This is a genomic window from Rhizobium sp. ERR 942 (assembly GCF_007828395.1).
GTDB classification, from domain to species: domain Bacteria; phylum Pseudomonadota; class Alphaproteobacteria; order Rhizobiales; family Rhizobiaceae; genus Rhizobium; species Rhizobium dioscoreae.
In genome coordinates, this window is record NZ_VIUA01000001.1 from 605,906 (window position 1) to 627,146 (window position 21,241).

Genomic DNA, 21,241 nt, shown 5'->3' on the forward strand with positions numbered 1-21,241 from the left:
CGGATATGGCAATCGCAATGCTGGTGGCCCTTCGGCCATGATGCTGTGAATCGAAAAGTATATCCTTTAGCGAAAAAATTTCGTTTTGCTTTCTTTTCACATTCGTTTTGCTCGCGTATCTGTTGTTTCGGGACGCAACAGGCGGGAGGAGTGCATGAGCGGTTATGTCTTGGCGATCGATCAGGGAACGACGTCGACACGGGCTATCGTTTTCGACGGCAAGATGAAGGTTGCCGGTGTCGGGCAGAAGGAATTCACTCAGCATTATCCGAAGCCGGGCTGGGTAGAGCACGATCCGGAGGAAATCTGGTCCTCTGTCCTCGTCACCGTCCGCAAGGCGATCGAGGCTGCCGGCATCACCGCCAAGGATATTGCAGCCCTCGGCATCACAAATCAGCGCGAGACGGTCGTCGTGTGGGATCGCGAGACCGGCAAGCCGATCCACAATGCCATTGTCTGGCAGGATCGTCGCACGGCGAGCTATTGCGAGAAACTGAAGCGGCAGGACCTGGAAAAGCTCTTCACGCGTCGCACCGGCCTGCTGCTCGATCCCTATTTTTCCGGCACCAAACTCTCCTGGCTGCTATCCAACGTGAAAGATGCGCGTGCCCTTGCCGCCAAAGGCAAGCTGTGCTTCGGCACCATCGATACTTTCCTGATCTGGCGGCTGACCGGGGGTAAGAGCTTCGTCACCGATGCGACCAATGCCTCGCGGACGCTGATGTACAATATCGGCGCGAACCAATGGGACGAGGAGCTGCTGGATATCCTGCGCGTTCCCGCTGCCATGCTGCCTGAAGTGAAGGACTGTGCCGCCGATTTCGGCGTCACGGATGCCACGCATTTCGGCACGGAAATCCCGATTCTCGGCGTTGCCGGCGACCAGCAGGCGGCGACGATCGGTCAGGCTTGCTTTGAACGCGGCATGATGAAATCCACCTACGGCACTGGCTGCTTCGCACTGCTCAACACCGGCGCTGATATGGTGCGCTCGAAGAATCGCCTGCTGACCACCATCGCCTATCGGCTGAATGGCGAGACGACCTATGCGCTTGAGGGATCGATCTTCATCGCAGGGGCTGCGGTACAATGGCTGCGCGATGGCCTGAAGGCGATCCAGCGTGCATCGGATTCCGGTGAGCTGGCGGCCAAGGCCGATCCGCTGCAGGAGGTTTATCTGGTGCCGGCCTTCACCGGCCTCGGGGCACCGCATTGGGATCCGGATGCACGCGGCGCGATTTTCGGGCTGACGCGCAATACCGGACCCGAGGAGATCGTCCGGGCGGCACTGGAGGCGGTCTGCTACCAGTCTCGCGATCTCCTGGATGCCATGCATAAGGATTGGCGCAACGGCAACGGACAGGAGACGGTACTACGTGTCGATGGTGGCATGGTTGCTTCCGACTGGACGATGCAGCGGCTTGCAGATCTGCTGAATGCTCCGGTCGACCGTCCGACGATCCTCGAAACGACCGCACTGGGCGCTGCCTGGCTTGCTGGCAGCCGGGCCGAGGTCTGGCCGGATCGCGCCGGCTTCGCCAAGGCCTGGGCACGCGACAGGCGTTTCGAGCCCAGCATGGATGACAAGACCCGAAACGCGAAGCTCAAAGGCTGGAAGAACGCGGTCTCGCGCACCTTGAGTACACGGCAGGGGTGATCGGCCCTCATCGGCTGCTCACCCCAGGTTATGTCGTGTAAGATTTCTTTATTTTGCTTATATAAGTGCGCGCAGCGATACTCGCCTTGTTCGTGGCGCGGGGAGGATTCCGGGCCGCATTTCGCCGGACCGCGCCTTTTGAGGGCGGACGCCTTCTCAAGAGACGATAAAGCGAATAATGGCTGCTCAATTTTCTGAACTGAAAAAACATTACTACCGGCAGATCAAATATCATCTGACCCGGCCGAAGCCACCGATGCTGGCCGAGCGGTTCGATGGGCCTGTTCTCGTCGTCGGCTCGGCGCCGATTTCGAACAGGCCGGTGGATTTCGATGAGAGCTTCAAGGTCATCACCATCAACGGTTCGCAGACTGTGACGAAGGGCTGGGGGATCGAGGCGCCCGATGTGACGCTCGTCCAGTTCAACCAGATCGAAGGCACCAACACCAATGCCGTCGAGGTGCGACGGGTTCTGAACGGCGAACGGACCAAGATGCTCTACGTTCTGCTCTGGCGGAAAGAGCGCGAGCGGCTGGAAGAGGGTCTGCGGAGATTCAACTATAGCTACGACAAGCTGGAGATCGTCGATCGCTACAAGCGCATGGCACTGCTCGACCGGGTCGGCGGGGTGAAGTGCAGCGAACTCGGCGCCGACGACAAATGCTCGAACGGCATCAATGCCGTGCTCTTCGCGATCTATAACGGCGCCACCGAAGTGATCATCACCGGCATCAATCCCGATTCAGGCGGGCATGTCTATAATCAGGAAAATCTCGCCCGGCTGCACGTCCGCAAGGACCGCGAGGTTCTCGAACGGCTTTTAGAACGCGGCTATCCGGTGTTCACAAGTGATCCGGTCGTGTCGCAATCCATCGGCCTGCCGTTATGGGCAGGCAAGGCGAAGGCCGGCCGGACAGTTGAAGCCGATGCCAAGGGCAAGCGACCGGCACCGATAACGGCTGAGGCCGTCATCAATTCTTGAGCTAAGGATCCGCCAACGGTCAATCTGCGGCTGACGCTGGTCGTGATTCCGTGCCAAGATCGCAGCTTAGAATCACTCGATTGCGCAGAGGTCAGTCCAATGCTGATGCCGCCGCCACTACGGCCGGGCGACAGGGTGCGTTTTGTGTCGCCCGCAAGCTCACCCGACAGGGATATGGTTCTGAGAAACGCCGAAATCCTGAAGGGTTGGGGGCTCACCGTCGATTTCGGTGAGTATGCCTTCCGCAAGTGGAATTATCTTGCTGGCACGGACGAAGAGCGGCTGTCGGATCTCAACGCCGCGTTTCGCGATCCCGATGTGCGGGCGATCTTCACCACTCGCGGCGGCAAGGGATCTTATCGCATCGCCGATCAACTGGATTTTGCCGCAGCGCGGCGTGACCCGAAATTTCTTATCGGCTTCAGTGACATCACCGCATTGCATTTGAGCCTGCTGAGACATTGCCACCAGGTCGGTATTCACGGCGCATTTTCCATCGGGCCGAGCGAAGATGGTGTCAGCTCTTATACGCGCGAATCGATGCGTCGAGCGCTGATGACAACCGAGGACATCGTTATCGGCTCGCGCCCGGAAGAGCCGACCTCGAGGCTGACAACAGACGGTATGGCTAAGGGCCGGCTGATCGGCGGCAACCTCGATATGGTGGCGGCATCGGCCGGCTGGGCGCTGCCGGATATGCACGGTGCCATCCTGCTGCTTGAGGCCATCGGTCTGTATCCTGGTCAGGTGGATCGGCAGATGACCATGCTGCGCAAGGCGGGGCATCTGGAAGGTTTGGCAGGGGTCGCTATTGGCCAGTTTACTGACTTCGAGTTCGACCGCCCTTATTCGGTGATCGACATCCTGCGTGAACATCTGACCGAACTGAAAGTGCCGATCCTCGGCGGCCTGCCGCTCGGGCATGGCGATAGCCCGGCAAGCGTTTTTATCGGCGCCGTGGCGGAGCTTGATGCGAAGGCCGGTATGCTGGCGATCCGGCGTGGTAACATCTGAGGTCATCTTCGATATTTTTTGACGCAGTCTGTCGGAGCAGGTGATATTCCTTCGTCTTTAAAGGGAGAAGGGAATCTCAATGCTTTATGCGATCCTATGCTACAACGACGAAGACACCGTGTTTGCCTGGTCCAAGGAGCAGGAAGACGCGACGATGGCACGGTTGATTGCCGTGCAGGAACCGCTGCGGGAGGCTGGAAAGCTCGGCCCCGTCGCACGGTTGATGCCGACGACGGCGGCAACGACCCTGCGCAAGGGCAAGAACGAACCGATCGTGATCGACGGTCCCTTCGCGGAAACGAAGGAGCAGTTGCTCGGTTTCTACGTCGTCGATTTCGAAACTTTAGACGAAGCCATCGGTTTTTCGAAGGAGCTTGCCGCGGCCAATCCCGGCGTCGGCTCCTATGAAATCCGCCCGCTTTATGTCTTCCGGCCGGGAGCCGTTGCAACATGACCGACATTGCCTGGATCGATATTGCGCTTACCAACGCCCGACCCCAGGTGATGGGCGCTCTCTTGCGTTATTTCCGCAACCTCGATACCGCCGAGGAGGCCTTTCAGGAGGCCTGCCTCAGGGCTCTGAAGACCTGGCTCGACAAGGGGCCGCCGCGCGATCCCATTGCCTGGCTGATCTTCGTCGGCCGCAACAGCGGCATCGATACGGCGCGCAAGCAGGCCAAATTGCAGAGCCTGCCGGATGAAGAGGCGATCTCCGATACGAGTGATGTGGAGAGTGATCTGGCCGAACGGCTCGACGGGTCGGGCTATCGTGATGACATCCTTCGGCTGCTGTTTATATGCTGTCATCCGGATCTGCCGGCAACGCAACAGATCGCGCTTGCGCTGCGCATCGTTTCCGGCCTTTCGGTGCAGCAGATCGCTCGCGCCTTCCTCGTCAGCGAAAGCGCGATGGAGCAGCGCATTACAAGAGCCAAGGCGCGTGTCGCTGCAGCTGGCGTTCCCTTCGAAACACCGGGTGCGGTAGAGCGGAGCGAAAGGCTGGCGCTTGTCAGCGCCATGATCTACCTGATCTACAACGAAGGCTATTCGGCCGGCGGAATCCATCGTGAGGCGGCCGCTTTCGCCGACGAGGCGATCCGGCTTGGCCGGTTGCTGTTGCGAATCTTTCCCTCCGAGCCGGAAACCATGGCGCTGCTGGCACTGATGCTCCTGCAGCAATCGCGCAAGGATGCGAGGTTCGATGTCAATGGACAGATCATCCTTCTGGAAGATCAGGATCGTTCGCTCTGGGATCGGACATTGATCGACGAGGCACTGGCGCTGCTCGACAAGGCGATCCGTCACCGCAAGCCTGGTCCCTATCAGGTGCAGGCGGCGATTGCGGCGCTGCATTCAAGGGCGAAGCGCGCCGCCGATACGGATTGGGAAGAGATCGATCTTCTCTACCAGATGCTGGAGCGGCTGACGCCGTCACCGGTCGTCACACTCAACCGCTCGGTCGCGCTCTCGAAGCTCAAGGGGCCGGAGGCGGCTCTGGCGTTGATTGCGCCGCTGGAAGCGCAGCTCGACAGCTATTTCTATTTTCATGGGGTGAGGGGCGGCCTGCTTGCACAGCTCGGCCGCGTTCAGGAAGCGCGCGTCGCCTTCGACAGAGCGATCGCGCTCGCCCGTTCGCCTGCCGAGGCAGCCCATATCCGTTATCAGCTCGATCGTCTGAGCGCGGATGCTGTTGCCGCGGCAAAATAATCGAAAAATCTGCGTCTTCGCTGTCGGGAAATGACCGTCTCGAACGTCATTCGTGTATGGACCGAGCAGGCCGCGTCAAACAATAAAGAGGAGCAAGATATGACTGAACCGAGCCAACGCCACGAGCTTTCCCTGACCCGCGTCATCGACGCACCACGAGACAAGATCTTCCGTTGCTGGACCGAAGTGGAGCTCTTGAAACAATGGTTCGCACCGCTGCCATGGACGATATCGGCAGCCAGCGTCGACGCTCGTGCCGGAGGCTCAAGCTCGATCACCATGCGCAGCCCAGAAGGCGAGGATTATCCGGGCAACGGCGTCTATCTGGAAGTGGTGCCGAATGAGCGGATCGTCTTCACAGATGCCTTCACCAGCGCCTGGGTGCCGTCGGCCAAGCCTTTCATGGTGGTGACGATCCAGCTCGACGAGCTCGACAGTGGCAAGACCCGTTATACCGCCACGGTGCTGCATTGGTCCGCGGAGGATCGCGAGGCGCATGAGAAGATGGGCTTCCATCAGGGATGGGGTCAGTGCGCCGAGCAGCTCGCAGCACTGGCAGCCAAGATCTGAATTTCCGATTCAATTCCGGGGGATGTGACAATGTCTTGTGCTGCTGATTCATCTTTGCCATCGGTCACGCGCGCGCAGCGCGTGACCGGTATGGTCCTGAGCGGACTGGTCATCGCCTTCCTGCTGTTCGATGGCGCGATCAAGCTTGTTCCGCTTTCGGTCGTCACCGAGACGATGGCGGGGCTTGGTTATTCTGCCGATCCGGCACTTGCGCGGCTGCTCGGCATCATCACGCTCGGCTGCGCCATTCTCTATGCGATCCCGAGGACGTCCGTCCTCGGCGCCATCCTGCTGACGGGTCTGCTCGGTGGGGCGATCGCGACGCATCTGAGAGTCGGCAGCCCGATCTTCTCGCATCTGCTGTTCGGCGTTTATCTTGGAGTGATCGCCTGGGGCGGACTTTATCTTCGTTATGAAGCGGTTCGGAAAATGATTCCGTTCTTTCAGCGAAGCTTTTGATTTTGGATTCGATTTGGTAAGGCTCGCTCCTCAATAAGGACGGAGCGAGCCATGCCGCAAGTGATCATCGCGCCGGTCAGGCAATCGGATGCGGACGAGCTGATCGCCGCCAATATCGCGAGCCGCGCGCACCATGTGCCCTGGGCCTATCCCTTCCTTGATCGTGACGGTTTCGACGCGTGGTTCGGTCAGACGGTGACGGGGCCGAATATCGGACTGGTGGCGCGCGACCCCGGTTCGGGCGGCATCGTCGGTGTCGTCAATATCAGCCAGATGGTCTGGGGAGGTTTTCGCAGCGCCTTTCTCGGCTATCACGGCATGGTGGGTTTCGCCGGTCAGGGGTTCATGACTGAAGCGGTTCGTCTGGCCGTCGCGCACGCCTTCGATGCGGTGGGCCTGCATCGCGTGGAGGCCAATATCCAGCCGGGCAACCATGCGTCCATTGCGCTGGTCAAACGGCTCGGCTTCCGCAAGGAAGGGTTCTCGCCCAAATATTTGAAAATCGGCGGCGTCTGGTGTGATCATGAACGCTGGGCATTGCTCGCGGACGATCCTCGTTCCTGACCTCTTTCGGATTTGGAAAGCCGCGCTATCTGGCGGAAAACCTCACAAAGACATTGACTGTGCGGAGGGAAGGGGCGAAAGCGACCTTGAGCCTCTCGCCGCACTTGCCGAGAGTGCGAGGGTGCCGGAAGCCGTAGATGATCGTTTCGACCGAAGAAGAACTGACCAAACTAAAAGATATCGGCCGTATCTGCGCCAATGCGTTGCAGGCTATGGCCGTGGCATTGGAGCCGGGTATCACGACGCTGGAACTCGACGCGATCGGCCGCAAGGCGCTGGAAGATGCCGGCGCGCAATCGGCGCCGGAACTGGTCTACAAGTTCCCCGGCGCGACCTGCATCAGCGTCAACGAGGAAGTGGCTCATGGCATTCCAGGCCCACGTGTTATCAAGGCGGGAGATCTGGTCAATCTCGATGTATCGGCCGAGAAGGATGGTTTCTTCTCCGATACCGGCGCTTCCTTTACCGTGCCGCCGGTCAAGCCGAAGATCGAGCGCCTTTGCCGCGACGGTAAGAGGGCGCTCTGGGTCGGCCTCAATCAGGTGAAGAGCGGTGCGCCGCTTGCGAAGATCGGGCAGGCGGTCGGCGCCTTCGCGCAGAAGAACCGCTATACTTTGATTGCCAATCTCGCCAGTCATGGCATCGGTCGCTCGCTGCACGAAGAGCCCGCCGAGGTTTCCACCTGGGCGGACCCTTCCGAGACCCGGATCATGGAGGATGGCCTGGTTTTTACGGTCGAGCCATTTCTGTCGCTCGGTGCAACCTGGGCAGAGGGCGGCGACGACGCGTGGACGCTCTATGCCGATCCCCAGGCACCCACGGTCCAGTACGAACACACGATCATCGCTACCCGCAACGGGCCGGTCATCCTGACATTGCCGGACGCATGAAGCATGTCGTTATCGCAAAACCGCTACGCAGTTTTGCGCGACATGCCGTAGCTCAATCGCCAGCCTTTGGGCTGTCCTCGTCCTTCGTTTCGCCGCGGATGATATCGGCGGCGGCGCGCTCGAGGATTGCCGCGATGCGTGCGCCTTCGGCCTTGCTCCATGGGAACTTCGAGCGAAGCGCGGAACGCAGTAGGTGGCGGGCGCGATGCACATCGCCGCTGCCATGGCGGTCGAACGGATTGTCACGGCCATCCTCGTCTTCACCGCCGAAAACCTCGCGGACGCGGGCCATTTTCTCGCCGATGGACGTGAGCTTGGCGAGCGTCACTTCGACCAGATCACGGTTGTCGTCGACGCGCTTCTGGCCGCTTTCGGTGATGCGGTAGAGCTTTTTCGTGCCGCTCACCTCGACTTCGGCCTGGCCGGTCTCTTCGAGATAGGTCAGCGCCGGGTAGATGACGCCCGGGCTCGGTACATAAAAGCCTCCGGAGCGCTCCTCGAAGGTCTTGATCAGCTCATAGCCGTGACGCGGCTGCTCGGAGAGCAAAGCGAGGATGATGAGCTGCAGGTCGGCCGCATCGAACTTGCGGCCGGTGCGAAACCCGCCGCCGAACATGCCGCCCTTGAAGCCTCTCATGAAGTCTCTCCTGTGCTCGCCGCGCGAATCACGGCCTCGACCGTGTCGTAGGATATATGCCTCGACGATGTCAAAGCCATCTCCGAACATGTGACGATCTCTAAAACCTCTCATATCGTTTCTCCTTGAAGGGTGAGAGTTTATATCGTTAGTCATGTCGTAAGACATATATCGTAAGATAGTTTTCTGCAAGGGGCGAGCTGCGAGATGGGACGATCGCTTGCAGGTTATCATTCAAAAGCGGGAGAGAGTTCATCCAATGGGTGAAAATCCGTTGCTGAACAACTGCATCACGATCGTGGGATAAGCGATTACATCTATGTAAGAATATGTCTTGGCCGGTTGCCGCTCTTGGCGAACTGTCCTAGGCTCGCCACAAATTAACGTCATTTGCGGTTCCAGTCTGAACCCGATCAAGGAAGCCTATCCACCGTGTTCCACTCCTTCTTTCCGCAGCCGAAACCTTTCTTCACGTCAATGGTGGTCTGGACGCTTGCCTGCATTGCGGCCTGGTATCTGTTCTTTTCGGAGCTGGGGACACGGCTAGGTTTCGTGTTGCCTGGTGAAGGAAAGGAGCCATACGATCTCAGCTATTTTCTGCTGTGGGGAAATCTCTGGTTTTACGGATTCTTTCTTGCCTGCATCGTTATCTTCTGTGGTGCTTGGCACATTCGCGCCTGGAGCCATCCCTGGAAGATTTGGTCGCTTTGGGGTTCTGCGCTCATCATCCTGGTTACCTATTTCGGTGTTCAGGTCACCGTAGTTATCAACAATTTTCGCCGCCCCTTCGGCGATCTGCTACAGGCTGCACTCACGAAGCAGCCGGGTGTGACGACTGACAGTTTCTATTCGTTGATGATCATCTTTGCGCAGATCGCGTTCCTCAGCATGTTCGTCTCGATTCTGACGGATTTCTTTACGAGCCACTACATCTTCCGCTGGCGGACGGCGATGAACGACTTCTACATGTCGAAGTGGGAGAAGCTTCGCCATATCGAGGGTGCCTCGCAGCGTGTGCAGGAAGACACAATGCGCTTTTCCAGTGTGCTGGAAGGCCTCGGCATCAGTCTCATCAATTCCGTTATGACGCTGATTGTTTTCCTGCCAATCCTGCTTGCGCTTTCGACCTACGTAACGGAGCTGCCGATTATTGGCAAAATTCCGCATTCACTTTTCTGGCTGGCGCTTTTCTGGTCGATCTTTGGCACCGTTCTACTGGCGGTCGCTGGCATCAAGCTTCCTGGGCTGAATTTCAAGAACCAGCGCGTAGAGGCGGCTTATCGCAAGGAGCTTGTCTATGGTGAGGATCACGAAGAGCGGGCACAGCCCACGACGGTGAAGGAGCTTTTCGCCAACGTTCGGCGCAATTATTTCCGCATCTACTTCCACTACGTTTATTTCAACGTCGCGCGCTATTTCTATCTGCAGGCCGATACGATGTTCGTATTGTTCATGCTGGTGCCGACCTTCGTTGCCGGTGCGATCACATACGGTATATATCAGCAGATCGCGACTGCCTTCGGTCAGGTCAGCAATTCCTTCCAATACCTCGTCAATTCTTGGACGACGATCATCGAGCTTCTGTCGATTCACAAGCGTCTGAAGGCTTTCGAGGCAGCGATCGACGATGAGCCGTTACCGAAGATCGATCAAACCTATCTGGAACGCGAAGCGGGCGTCATCCACGCCGACGGCTGATGAGAAGGCTCCGTAGACTTTTCGTTGGTTAGAATATTCGGGCCATCCTCGCCTCCGACAAGCTCAGGGTGAGGATGGAGCGCATTGTTGCGTGAAGCCAATTCAATATTCAGCCTTCTGCAGGAGGCGTCCTCATGGTGAGGCCGCCTGAAAGGCCGTCTCGAACCACGAGGGCTTCGTTCGACCGCTCCTCACCCCTGCTGCGGCTTGCCACGCGCCGCAATCAATGGAATCGCTTCGGAATAGCTGACGCAGGCAACATCCTGCTTGTGGCAGACATCGCTGACGAAGCGGTCGAGGGCGCGCCAATAGGCGCCGTCATTCATTTCGACGAAATGGAAACCGAGCTGCAGCGGAATGCGCTCACCGTCATATTGCTTGTTGAAGGCGGCTTCGAAGGCATCGAAGGTGCGGTCTTCATAGATCTTGGCATTGGCCTTGTCCTCGACGCCCTTGGAATGGCGGACATAGAGATTGTAGTCCATGCCGATGACCAGGCGATGTTCGGGACCTTCGGGGATCAATGGCAGACCGAAGCGATAGATGCCGTCGACGACCTGCGGCAGTGCAGGGCCTTTGGTGACCAGACTTGCATCATACTGAAAACCCATCTCCTTTTCCGCTGGCACGAGGCCATCGCTGGTGGAGAGATAGGGCGCGCGAAATCCCTTGACGTCGTTCGTCGCGAAATCTTCCCAACCCTGGGGCTCCTTGTCGGCAAGGCCAACATTCTTCCAGGCGTCCCGAAGCGCGATCCGCGCATTCATGAATTCCTGTTTCCAGTCAGCAGTACTCCAGCCCTTGCCGTCGAAATGGCCGCAGGCGTGGCTTGAGATGTCGTGGCCTTCCTGGTGGGCGCCCCAGATGTTGGCGATGCGGGTGCGGACATCGTCCTCGCTCTTGGCGAAGCCGACATTCGATTTGCCCGGCCGCTGCTTCGGTCCCTGATAGGCCTTGGCCTGCGTCTTGTTCATGAGGAAGGTGCAGGACAGAAAGTAGGTGAAATGCGCGCCATTGCGCGAAGCGATCTCGCGGCTCTTGGTCCAGAGCGCATTGTCATGAGCACCATCGAAGGAGATCATGACGAGTTGCTTGGGCTTGTCATCGGCCCGGCCGGCGACGGGGAGCCCTAAGGAAATGGCGACGGAGAGACAGGTAGCAAAGCGAAACATGGGCACCGAATATTGATTGCGTCGAGCACGGATTGCCAGGAATCGTCCAGCGATATCGGATAGCGCGCTCAGGATCGCTTCCTTCCTTTCGCGCAATTGCGGCGAAGCTGCGGTGATGCTGGCATTTTTTTGCGGCAGCCGATAAGGATGTGACTACAAGACCATAAAGGATTTCATCCATGGCATTGCTCGTTCTCGGCATTGTTCTCTTTCTCGGCCTCCATCTGGTCCGTGTTGTTACCCCCGGCCTCAGAAGCTCGATGATCGCGCGTTTGGGTCAGGGCGGCTGGAAGGGTGCCTATTCGATTGCCAGCATCGTGGCGCTGGTCATTCTGATCTACGGTTTCGGTCAGGCGCGCGACATGACCCCGATCTGGACGCCGCCGTTCTGGATGAGCCACATCACCATTCTGCTGATGCTCTTCGCCCTGATCTGTCTTGTCGCCTCGCTGCTGCCGGCGGGGCATATCGCGGTCAGGACCAAGCATCCGATGGTGCTGTCGGTGAAGATCTGGGCGTTGGCGCATCTCCTGTCGAATGGCGATGGAGCGGCGATATTGCTCTTTGCCGCCTTCCTCGCCTGGGGCGTAATTCTGCGCATTTCGCTGAAACGGCGCGAGCGGGCCGGCGAAATCACCCTGCGTCCGTTCGTTTCGGCGAAATATGATCTTTATGCGATCGTCATCGGCGTCATTGTCTGGGCCTTGATCATTTGGAAGCTTCATGCGTGGATTATCGGGGTTTCGCCGCTCGTTATGTGACGATTTCTGCCATTCCCCCTTACATCAGCCGCAAAATGGAGTAGAAGGCCCCACTAAACCTAAGCTTTGAACTATTTGGCCTGGGCCGGAGACAAGAATGGCATTCAATGACGATAGCTTCATCCGCGAGGTGAACGAGGAACTGCGCTCGGACCAGCTGCGGTTCATATGGCGTCGTTTCGGCAAGCTCATCATCGGTGCTGCCGTGCTCGTCGTCCTTGGCACTGCAGCCTATAGCGGCTATCGCTATTGGGCCGGCAATCAGGCCGGCAGCGGTGGCGATCAGTTCATTGCCGCGCTGACGCTTGCCGATCAGAACAAGACGGATGAAGCGCTGGCCGCATTCGCCGCCATCGAAAAGAACGGCCCTGGCTCCTATCCGGTGCTGGCCCGCCTGCGCGCCGCGACGCTGCAGGCGCAGAAGGGGGACAAGGCCGCTGCCATCGCCACGTTCTCGGCGGTCGGCAAGCAGACGGACCTTCCGGTCGTTATCCGTAATGCGGCCCGCCTGCGTGCTGCCTACCTTCTCGTCGATACCGGCACCTACGATCAGGTCGCCGCCGAAGCCCAGGAACTGGCCGTCCCCGCTGACGCCTTCCGCCATTCGGCGCGCGACGTTCTCGGCCTTGCCGCTTACAAGGCCGGCGATTTCGCCAAGGCCCGGCAGTGGTTCCAGGCGATCGTCGACGATCCGCAGAGCCCGCGCAATGTTGCCAACCGTGCCCAGATGCTGCTCGATCTCATCACTGCATCCGGCAAGGCTCCGGTCGCAAAAGGCTGAAGGATCCCTCAATGAGTTTTACGGTCGCGATCGTCGGTCGCCCGAATGTCGGCAAGTCCACGCTGTTCAACCGGCTGGTTGGCAAGAAGCTGGCGCTCGTCGACGATACGCCGGGCGTCACGCGTGACCGTCGTCCCGGCGATGCCAAGCTGATCGATCTCCGTTTTCGCATCGTCGACACCGCCGGTCTTGAAGAGGCTCAGGATGAATCGCTTCAGGGCCGTATGCGCGCCCAGACGGAAGCCGCGATCGACGAAGCCGACCTGACGCTGTTCGTCGTCGATGCCAAGATGGGCCTGACGCATGTCGACAAGACGCTTGCCGAAATGCTGCGCAAGCGCGGCCGGCCCGTGGTGCTGGTTGCCAACAAATCCGAAGCGCGTGGTTCCGACAGCGGATTCTACGACGCCTATACGCTCGGTCTCGGCGAACCTTGCCCGATCTCGGCCGAACACGGCCAGGGCATGATGGATCTGCGCGACGCGATCGTTGAGGCAATCGGCCCCGAACGCGCCTTCGGGGAAGAGGAAGATGAGGCGGAGACGAATGTCAGCATTCCACGTCCTTCCGTCGGCGAAGATGGCGAAGAGATCGACGAAGAGCCCGCCTATGACGAGACGCGCCCGTTGCGCGTGGCGATCGTCGGCCGTCCGAATGCCGGTAAGTCGACGCTCATCAACCGCTTCCTTGGCGAAGACAGGCTGCTGACCGGCCCGGAAGCCGGCATCACCCGCGATTCCATCTCCGTCGACTGGAGCTGGCGCGGCCGTACCGTCAAAATGTTCGATACCGCCGGAATGCGCCGCAAGGCGAAGGTCACGGAGAAGCTGGAGAAGCTTTCGGTTGCCGACACGCTGCGCGCCATCCGTTTCGCCGAAACCGTCGTTATCGTCTTTGATGCAACCATTTCCTTCGAGAAGCAGGATCTGCAGATCGTCGATCTCGTGATCCGCGAGGGGCGTGCCGCCGTGCTCGCCTTCAACAAGTGGGACATGATCGAGGATCGCCAAGCCGTGCTCGCCGATCTGCGCGAAAAGACCGACCGGTTATTGCCCCAGGCGCGGGGCATTCGCGCCATACCGATTGCCGGCCAGACGGGCGAGGGGCTTGATCGCCTGATGCAAGCGATCGTCGATACCGACAAAGTCTGGAACAAGCGTGTTTCGACCGCGCGCCTCAACCGCTGGCTCGAGACGCAGCAGGTTCAGCATCCGCCACCGGCCGTTTCCGGCCGCCGCATCAAGCTGAAATACATGACGCAGGTAAAGGCGCGGCCGCCGGCCTTCATGATTTCCTGCACCCGTTCGGATGCGCTGCCGGAGTCCTATGTGCGCTATCTGATCAATGGCCTTCGTCAGGACTTCTCCATGCCGGGCGTGCCCATCCGCATTCATTTCCGCTCGTCGGAAAATCCCTACGAAAACAAAAAGAAGCGGTAACTCGCCGAAGCGCCCCATCGAGAGATGGGCGCGCTTCAATCAGGCGGCATTCCTGCTGAGCGCCTCGCGCAACGTCGTGATTTCCGCCTTCAGCCGTGCCAATTCGTCCACTGTCTGCTCGGTGGCGTCGAGAATGCAAGGGGGAACGGTTGCGGCCATCTTCTTCAGGGCCTTGCCTTCACTGGTCAGTTGAATCAGCACCTGGCGCTCGTCTTCCTTGCTGCGGATACGCTTGATGAAGCCGGCTGCTTCCAGGCGCTTCAAGAGCGGTGTCAGCGTGCTTGATTCCAGAAACAGCTTTTCACCGATGCCGCCAACGGTCTGGCCGTCTTCCTCCCATAGTGTCACCATGACGAGATATTGCGGATAGGTAAGATTGAGCGCGTCCAGCATCGGCTTATAGAGACGATTCATCGCATGGTTCGCCGAATAGAGCGCGAAGCAGATGAAGTTATCCAGCTTTAACGGGTCGTCGGTCATCTCAAGTACTCCCTGAGAGGTCTAATGTAGATCGTGCGATAAATAATTGTACACCCAAATTTATGCCTGAGCTACGGGTTTCTTCCGTTTTGGAAAGGCAGCTGCTGAGGCTCTGGCGAGGCACGGTCTTTTCGGGTCGATCAATGCCATAGTGATCGAGTGGCATAAATGGTGGTCCAAAGATAAGAATCAAATGACGTTCTTCGCGCCATTGCTCGATGCGGGCTTCATCGTGCTGGATAAGACGCAGCTATCCAATCCTCATGCAGGGCTATGCTATGCCGTCAGGGCGGCGCGGTGATCGTTGACGGCATGTAAGGCCGGAGCTGCAACTTCACTGATGGTGCCGATCGTTTGGGGACTCAATGCTTGTTGTGGACGTGCAGCCGGCCTCGGTGATTGGCAATTCTGACATTGCCGATAAATTGCGCCGTCGCCGCCTCCCAGGAATAGTTGAGTGCCAGCGTGCGTGCGGCATCGCGGGAGCAAGAGAGTGCGGCGAGGCAGGCCGTTGCTAGATCGGCATCTACAACGCCGGCAGCCCTGTTTCCTCCCAGAATATCCGCGGGGCCGGTGACGGGGTAGGCGGCGACCGGAACGCCGCTTGCGAGCGCTTCCAGAATGGCGTTGCCAAAGGTGTCGGTCTTGGACGGGAAGACGAAGACGTCGGCCTGCGAATAGGCATGCGCCAGTTCCTCGCCGAATTTCGCGCCAAGAAAATGGACATCAGGGTAGAGCTTCTGCAGTTCGGCTCGGGCGGGGCCATCGCCCACTACCACTTTCGATCCAGGCAGGTCGAGATCGAGGAAGGCGGGCAGGTTCTTCTCCAGCGCAACGCGGCCGACAGTCATGAAGATGGGGCGGGGCAAGCCGAAGGGGTTGTCGTCAAGTGGTTGGGGACGGAAGAGGCGGGAATCTATGCCACGGCTCCAGGGCAGCAGATTGCGAATGCCGCGCAGTTTAAGCTCGCTAGCAAGGCTTGGTGTCGCCACCATGCAGCCGTAGCCGGCATTGTGAAACCATTTGATGAAGGCGTAGAGCCAACTCTCCGGTATCGGCAAACGCGCGGCCACATATTCAGGAAAGCGGGTGTGGTAGCTGGTCGAAAACGGCATACCGTTTCTCAGGCACCAGCGCCTGGCCGTAAGCCCGAGGGGACCCTCCGTAGCGATGTGGACATAAGTCGGCCGGAGTGCTTCTATTCTTGCGGCGATCTTGCGGTAGCTGGCGATCGAAAGCCGGATTTCCGGGTAGGTCGGGCAGGGGATATTACGAAAGCCGTCCGGCGTGATCATCGAGACCTCGACGCCCATGCGCGTCAGTTCCCGATTGGTGTTCTCAATGGAGCGGACGACGCCGTTGACCTGTGGATGCCAGGCATCGCTGACGATGAGCAGCCGTTCGGGTACTGCGACAGGTGTCGCCGCCTGCGTCCAGGTGGTTTGATCGATGTCTGACAAGCGTTGCAACATGCCCAAAACAGTCCATCCGCACCGCATCCTCATGATGATGGTGCCAGCGATTGCGGTGTTTCAAACATGATTCCCGCGCCCACTCTATTGTGGGGGGTGTCCATGATGGAAATATTACAGCGTTTAGCGGATGGACTTCAGCTTCTCGGGCGAGACGAGCGCACCGTATTCCTGAATGACCTTTGCCGCGATCTTGGCTGCGAAGCCGACGGCAGCGACCGCATCCTGATGCTGCAGATAGTGAGCCAGAAATGCGCCATTGAAGCTGTCGCCGGCGCTGGTGGTGTCGACGACCTTGGCGACCTTGACCGCCGGGACGAGGGTCTCATCGGTACCATCGCCGATGGTCGCGCCCTCGGCGCCGTTCTTGACGACGATCATCTGGGCTCCGTACTGCCGGTAACGGCGGATGGTGGCGGGAATCGAATCGTCGCCGAAATGCACGGCTTCATCATCGAAGCTCGGCATGACGAGCGTTGCGGCGCGCGCACCTTCCGAAATCATGGTGTGCATGGCGTCGAGGCTGGACCACAGACGAGGGCGCAGGTTCGGATCGAAGGCAACCAGCTTGCCGGCAGCCTTGGCGCGACGCAGTTCTGCGAGCAGCGTGAAGGCGTCTTCGCGCGGCAGGATCGCCAGCGTGATGCCTGAGAAATAAAGGACATCGGAGGCTTCGATTGCAGCGCGCAGGGCATCGCCATCGGCTGCAAGCTGGCGGGCGGCGGAGCTATCGCGCCAGTAACTGAAGGAGCGTTCGCCATCCTTCAAATTGATCATGTAGAGGCCGGGAGTCTTGCCGCGCAGGCGGCGGATGCTCGCCGTGCCGATGCCGGCGCCGCCCATGAAGGCGACCATTTCGTCGGACATGGCATCGTCGCCGAGTGCGGTGAAATAATCGATCGACCAGTCGGCCGGCAAGCAGGCGCGGGCATACCAGGCGGTGTTGAAGGTGTCGCCGGCAAAGCCCTTGCGCAGGTGCCCGTCATCGGCCTGCGACAATTCCACCATGCATTCGCCGATCGATAGAAAACGCCCGCCCAAGACTGCCTCCTGCATTTTGTCTTGGTGCTGCATACGCGCAAGCGGCGGCTGGGGCAAGGTGGACGGCGGCTGTCGCCGTCCACTTTCGCTGGATCTACTTTATGGCCGATCCATGTGATAGCAGGCCGCCGTCTGACCCGGACGGACGTGCTCGGTCGGCGGCATTTTCGTGCGGCAGATATCTGTCGCCTTCCAGCAGCGGGGCGAGAAGACGCAGCCCGGCGGCGGATTAAGCGGCGAGGGCGGATCGCCCTGCAGGCGGATACGCTCGCGGCCACGAGCGAGCTTCGGATCGGGGATTGGCGCAGCGGAGAACAGCGCCTGCGTGTATGGATGAGCCGGATGATCGAAGACCGTCGCGGCTTCGCCTGCTTCCACCACCTTGCCGAGGTAGAGCACCAGCACGTCGTCCGAGATCAGGCGCACGACAGAGAGGTCGTGGCTGATGAAGATCAAGGTGAGGCCGAACTCCTTGCGCAGGCGGCGCAGAAGCGTGATGACCTGTCCTTGGATCGAAACGTCGAGCGCCGAGACCGGCTCGTCGCAGATGATGAGCTTCGGCCGGGTGATAACGGCGCGGGCGATGCCGATGCGCTGCGCTTGGCCGCCCGAGAATTCGTGCGGGTAACGGTTGATCATCTCCGGAACGAGGCCGACGGCAGCCATGATCTCGCGAACGCGATCCTGCCGCTGCGCCCGGGTCAGTTTCGGTTCGAAGACCGTGAGCGGCTCGGCGATGATGTCGCCGACGGTCATGCGCGGATCGAGCGAGGCGATCGGATCCTGGAAGATGATCTGCATGTCGCGGCGGGCGGCACGCATTTCCTCTTCGGTGAGATCGAGCAGATTGCCGCCTTGCCAGAGAATGCGGCCTTTCTGCGCCTTGATCAGCCGCAGGATGGAGCGGCCAAGCGTGGACTTGCCGCAGCCGGATTCGCCGACGATGCCGAGAGTGCGGCCGGTTTTCAGTTCGAAGCTGACATCGTTAACAGCCGTGAGGATCATCGGCGGCTTGAAAAAGGATTTCGACGGCAGTTCGAATTCGGTCGTCAGATGCTCGACCTTCAGAAGCGTTTGCTCAGCCATGGACGAGGCTCCGTTCCTGATTAGCCGAAAGGGGATGGAAGCAGGCCGCACAGCGTCGCGATGAAAGCTGGTCGAGCGGAGGAGCGGCGTCGAGGCAATCGTCCTGCACATGGGCGCAGCGCGGCGAGAAGGCGCAGCCGCGCGGCAGGTGCATCAGGTTCGGCGGCCGTCCAGGGATGACGGTGAGGTCGTCGACATCCTGGTCCGGCCTCGGGATCGCCGAGTGAAGCGCCGCCGTATAGGGATGGGCCGGGCTTTCGAACAGCTCCTCGACCGGCGCCTCCTCGACGATGCGGCCGGCATACATGACGGCAACGCGGTCGGCGAGGCCGGCAACGACGCCGAGATCATGGGTGATCATGACGAGAGCCGTATGCATTTCCGCCGTCAACTCGTTGAAGAGATCGAGGATCTGCGCCTGGATCGTTACGTCGAGCGCCGTCGTCGGCTCGTCGGCGATCAAGAGCTTCGGCTTGGTCAGCAGCGCCATGGCGATGACGATGCGCTGGCGCATGCCGCCCGAAAGCTCGTGCGGGTAGAGGTTGAAGCGGCGGGTCGGGTCGGGGATGCCGACACGCTTCAGCATATCGAGCGCCGCTGCCGAGGCGGCACGCGCTGAAAGCCCGCCATGAACTTCGAGCTGTTCCGTCAACTGCCGCGAGATGCGCAGCGACGGGTTGAGTGCGGTCATCGGGTCCTGGAAGACCATGGCCATGTCCTTGCCGCGCACATGGTCGAGTTCACGCGGCTTCAGCGTCAGTAGATCCTTGCCGTCGAGCAGCGCCTGGCCGCTGGTGCGGCCGTTCTTGGCGAGCAGGCCCATCAGGCCGAGAAAAGTCTGGCTCTTGCCGGAGCCGGATTCACCGACGATAGCGATGCGCTCGCCGCGGCCGATTTTGAGGTTCATCTTGGAGACTGCCGCGACTTCGCCCTCGGGCGTGCGGAAGGTGATCGAGTAGTCTTTGAGTTCGAGAAGTGTGTCTGTCATGTCAGCGATCCTTCGGATCGAATGCGTCGCGCAGACCGTCGCCGATGAAGAGCAGGCTCATCAGCAGCGCGACCAGGAAACCGGCCGGGAAGAACAGCAGCCAGGGCGTCGTCTCCATGCCCGCCGAGCCTTCGGCAATCAGCGTGCCGAGAGACGTCAGCGGCTCCTGGACACCGAAGCCCAGATAGGAGAGGAAGCTCTCCGTCGCGATGATTTCCGGGATGGTGAGCGTCGCATAGATGACCACCGGACCGACGAGGTTCGGCACGATGTGCTTGAGGATGATCTTGAACGATCGTTGCCCGGAGGCGCGCGCAGCTTCGATGAACTCCCGCTGCTTGATCGACAAGGTCTGACCACGCACGATGCGCGCCATAGTGAGCCATTCCAGCGCACCGATCGCCGCAAACAGCAGGTAGACGTTACGGCCGAAGATCACCATCAGCAGGATGACGAAGAGGACGTAGGGCAGGGCGTACATGATATCGACGAAGCGCATCATGATCGCATCGACGCGACCGCCGAAATAACCGGCAACGGCGCCATAGAGCACGCCGATGACGACCGAGACGAGGGTCGCAACAAGTGCGACCGTCAACGAGACGCGGGTGCCGTAGAGCGTGCGCGCCAGCAGGTCGCGGCCATTGCCGTCGGTACCGAAATAGTGGCCGGCGGCGAAGTCTGGAGCGCCGCGGAACGAGGTCCAGTCCGGATCCTCATAGTTGAAGGGCAGGAAATACGGGCCGAATATGGCGACCAGAACCAGCAGGGCCAGTATGACCAGCGAAAGTGCCGCCGCCTTGTTGCGCAGGAGACGACGCATCGCGTCGCCTGTGAGGGAACGCCCCTTGGGCGCGAGCCCTTCTGCCGAAAGCAATTCCGCTTCCAGCAATTCTCTCTTGGCGGAATTGAGGATCATCGCATTCTCACTTTCGGGTCGAGCCAGGCATAGGCGATGTCGACCAGCAGGTTGAGGACCACGATCAGGACCATGTAGAAAATGACCGTGCCGAGGACCATGCCGTAATCGCGGTTCAGCGCCGCGCCGACGAAGTAGCGGCCGACGCCGGGGAGGCCGAAGATGCTTTCGACGACCAGCGAGCCGGTGAGCAGATAGCTTGCCGCCGGTCCAAGATAGGAAACGACAGGCATCATGGCCGGCTTCAGCGCGTGGCGCATGATCGTCAGCCGCGGACCGATGCCCTTGGCCTTGGCGGTTCGGATGAAGTTCTGGCCCATCACCTCGATCATCGAGCCGCGCATCAGGCGTGAGATGCGTGCCGCGTGCGGCAGCGTCAGGACGATGATGGGCAGGATGAGGAATTTGACGGAGCCGTCACCCCAGCCACCGACCGGCAGCCAGCCGAGCGTGTTGCCGAAGATGAGCTGCAGGATCGGCGCGATGAGGAAGCTCGGCATGACCAGGCCGATGAGGAGACCGCCGCCCAGCCAGTAATCGGCCGCGCGGTTTTGATAAAGCGCCCCGAGACAGCCTATGAAGATGCCGACGACAGTTGCAAGCACGAAAGCGGCGCCACCAATGGTCAACGTATAGGGGAAGCCGGACATGATCTGCTGGGTGACGGTGAAGTCCTGATTGGCGAAGGAGGGGCCAAGGTCGCCCTTCATGACGTCGCCGACATAGATCAGGTATTGCTCAACCAGGGGCTTGTCGAGGTTGTAGTGAGCCGCGAGGTTGGCTTTGACTTCCGGCGGCAATGGCCTTTCGCCATCGAAGGGGCCGCCGGGAGCGAGGCGCAGAATGAAAAAACACACTGTCACGGCAATCCACAGAACCGGGATTGTCGACAGCAAACGACGGAGAGCGTAGCCAAACATGGTC

At 59.8% G+C, this 21,241-nt stretch carries 22 protein-coding genes; 13 read left to right on the plus strand and 9 right to left on the minus strand.

Annotated elements, in window-relative coordinates; genetic code table 11:
* The first annotated feature begins 154 nt into the window (after nucleotides 1-154).
* From glpK to map, 9 genes are all read left to right on the plus strand, one after another.
* Nucleotides 155-1,657 (plus strand): glycerol kinase GlpK, encoded by a 1,503-nt coding sequence (gene glpK, locus FBZ97_RS02945; protein WP_145316438.1) that lies wholly within the window; start codon nucleotides 155-157, stop codon nucleotides 1,655-1,657.
* 178 nt (nucleotides 1,658-1,835) lie between these two features.
* Nucleotides 1,836-2,639 carry a membrane-anchored protein gene (locus tag FBZ97_RS02950; protein WP_145316440.1) on the plus strand — a complete coding sequence of 268 codons (804 nt, stop codon included), beginning with the start codon at nucleotides 1,836-1,838 and terminating at the stop codon, nucleotides 2,637-2,639.
* 99 nt (nucleotides 2,640-2,738) lie between these two features.
* Nucleotides 2,739-3,653, plus strand: coding sequence for an LD-carboxypeptidase (locus tag FBZ97_RS02955; protein WP_246661688.1), 915 nt, complete (start codon nucleotides 2,739-2,741; stop codon nucleotides 3,651-3,653).
* Between the two features lie 79 nt (nucleotides 3,654-3,732).
* Nucleotides 3,733-4,107, plus strand: coding sequence for a YciI family protein (locus FBZ97_RS02960; protein WP_112340622.1), 375 nt, complete (start codon nucleotides 3,733-3,735; stop codon nucleotides 4,105-4,107).
* Entirely contained in the window at nucleotides 4,104-5,360 is a 1,257-nt protein-coding gene (locus tag FBZ97_RS02965) for an RNA polymerase sigma factor (protein ID WP_145316442.1), read from the plus strand. The genes FBZ97_RS02960 and FBZ97_RS02965 overlap by 4 nt, the downstream gene beginning before the upstream one ends.
* Before the next feature lie 99 nt (nucleotides 5,361-5,459).
* Complete coding sequence (locus FBZ97_RS02970) at nucleotides 5,460-5,930, plus strand: SRPBCC family protein (RefSeq protein WP_145316444.1); 471 nt, start codon at nucleotides 5,460-5,462, stop codon at nucleotides 5,928-5,930.
* Nucleotides 5,931-5,960: 30 nt separating this feature from the next.
* Complete coding sequence (locus FBZ97_RS02975) at nucleotides 5,961-6,389, plus strand: DoxX family protein (protein ID WP_145316446.1); 429 nt, start codon at nucleotides 5,961-5,963, stop codon at nucleotides 6,387-6,389.
* A gap of 51 nt (nucleotides 6,390-6,440) precedes the next feature.
* On the plus strand, nucleotides 6,441-6,953 hold the full coding sequence (locus tag FBZ97_RS02980) for a GNAT family protein (protein WP_113388984.1): 513 nt from the start codon (nucleotides 6,441-6,443) through the stop codon (nucleotides 6,951-6,953).
* Between the two features lie 137 nt (nucleotides 6,954-7,090).
* Nucleotides 7,091-7,843 (plus strand): type I methionyl aminopeptidase, encoded by a 753-nt coding sequence (gene map / locus FBZ97_RS02985; RefSeq protein ID WP_145316448.1) that lies wholly within the window; start codon nucleotides 7,091-7,093, stop codon nucleotides 7,841-7,843.
* A gap of 52 nt (nucleotides 7,844-7,895) precedes the next feature.
* Here the strand turns inward: map and FBZ97_RS02990 are convergent, their stop codons facing one another.
* Entirely contained in the window at nucleotides 7,896-8,480 is a 585-nt protein-coding gene (locus FBZ97_RS02990) for a PadR family transcriptional regulator (protein WP_113388982.1), read from the minus strand.
* A 432-nt stretch (nucleotides 8,481-8,912) separates the two neighbouring features.
* On the opposite strand from FBZ97_RS02990, the gene sbmA reads away from it, so the two are divergent.
* Entirely contained in the window at nucleotides 8,913-10,178 is a 1,266-nt protein-coding gene (gene sbmA / locus FBZ97_RS02995; protein ID WP_145316450.1) for a peptide antibiotic transporter SbmA, read from the plus strand.
* 191 nt (nucleotides 10,179-10,369) lie between these two features.
* Here the strand turns inward: sbmA and FBZ97_RS03000 are convergent, their stop codons facing one another.
* Complete coding sequence (locus FBZ97_RS03000) at nucleotides 10,370-11,350, minus strand: polysaccharide deacetylase (protein WP_145316451.1); 981 nt, start codon at nucleotides 11,348-11,350, stop codon at nucleotides 10,370-10,372.
* Between the two features lie 179 nt (nucleotides 11,351-11,529).
* Here FBZ97_RS03000 and FBZ97_RS03005 point away from each other — a divergent pair, with 179 nt between their 5' ends.
* The 3 genes from FBZ97_RS03005 to der all read left to right on the plus strand — a co-directional run bounded on the left by FBZ97_RS03005 (nucleotide 11,530) and on the right by der (nucleotide 14,331).
* On the plus strand, nucleotides 11,530-12,111 hold the full coding sequence (locus FBZ97_RS03005) for an NnrU family protein (RefSeq protein ID WP_145316453.1): 582 nt from the start codon (nucleotides 11,530-11,532) through the stop codon (nucleotides 12,109-12,111).
* Between the two features lie 97 nt (nucleotides 12,112-12,208).
* A complete protein-coding gene (locus FBZ97_RS03010) occupies nucleotides 12,209-12,892 on the plus strand; it encodes a tetratricopeptide repeat protein (RefSeq protein WP_113388979.1) in 684 nt (227 codons plus the stop codon).
* 11 nt (nucleotides 12,893-12,903) lie between these two features.
* The gene (gene der / locus FBZ97_RS03015) at nucleotides 12,904-14,331 is read left to right on the plus strand and encodes a ribosome biogenesis GTPase Der (protein ID WP_145316455.1); all 1,428 of its coding nucleotides are present in this window, start codon (nucleotides 12,904-12,906) and stop codon (nucleotides 14,329-14,331) included.
* 39 nt (nucleotides 14,332-14,370) lie between these two features.
* On the opposite strand, the gene FBZ97_RS03020 is transcribed toward der, so the two are convergent.
* The 7 genes from FBZ97_RS03020 to FBZ97_RS03055 all read right to left on the minus strand — a co-directional run bounded on the left by FBZ97_RS03020 (nucleotide 14,371) and on the right by FBZ97_RS03055 (nucleotide 21,237).
* Nucleotides 14,371-14,811 (minus strand): MarR family transcriptional regulator, encoded by a 441-nt coding sequence (locus FBZ97_RS03020; RefSeq protein ID WP_145316457.1) that lies wholly within the window; start codon nucleotides 14,809-14,811, stop codon nucleotides 14,371-14,373.
* Nucleotides 14,812-15,173: 362 nt separating this feature from the next.
* On the minus strand, nucleotides 15,174-16,283 hold the full coding sequence (locus FBZ97_RS03030; RefSeq protein WP_145316460.1) for a glycosyltransferase family 1 protein: 1,110 nt from the start codon (nucleotides 16,281-16,283) through the stop codon (nucleotides 15,174-15,176).
* A gap of 123 nt (nucleotides 16,284-16,406) precedes the next feature.
* On the minus strand, nucleotides 16,407-17,324 hold the full coding sequence (locus FBZ97_RS03035) for a sugar kinase (protein ID WP_113332313.1): 918 nt from the start codon (nucleotides 17,322-17,324) through the stop codon (nucleotides 16,407-16,409).
* A gap of 99 nt (nucleotides 17,325-17,423) precedes the next feature.
* The gene (locus tag FBZ97_RS03040) at nucleotides 17,424-18,410 is read right to left on the minus strand and encodes an oligopeptide/dipeptide ABC transporter ATP-binding protein (RefSeq protein WP_113332187.1); all 987 of its coding nucleotides are present in this window, start codon (nucleotides 18,408-18,410) and stop codon (nucleotides 17,424-17,426) included.
* Entirely contained in the window at nucleotides 18,403-19,398 is a 996-nt protein-coding gene (locus tag FBZ97_RS03045; protein WP_113332188.1) for an ABC transporter ATP-binding protein, read from the minus strand. The genes FBZ97_RS03040 and FBZ97_RS03045 overlap by 8 nt, the downstream gene beginning before the upstream one ends.
* Nucleotide 19,399: 1 nt before the next feature.
* Nucleotides 19,400-20,317 (minus strand): ABC transporter permease subunit, encoded by a 918-nt coding sequence (locus FBZ97_RS03050; protein ID WP_145316462.1) that lies wholly within the window; start codon nucleotides 20,315-20,317, stop codon nucleotides 19,400-19,402.
* The gene (locus FBZ97_RS03055; RefSeq protein WP_113332189.1) at nucleotides 20,314-21,237 is read right to left on the minus strand and encodes an ABC transporter permease subunit; all 924 of its coding nucleotides are present in this window, start codon (nucleotides 21,235-21,237) and stop codon (nucleotides 20,314-20,316) included. The genes FBZ97_RS03050 and FBZ97_RS03055 overlap by 4 nt, the downstream gene beginning before the upstream one ends.
* Nucleotides 21,238-21,241: the final 4 nt, after the last annotated feature.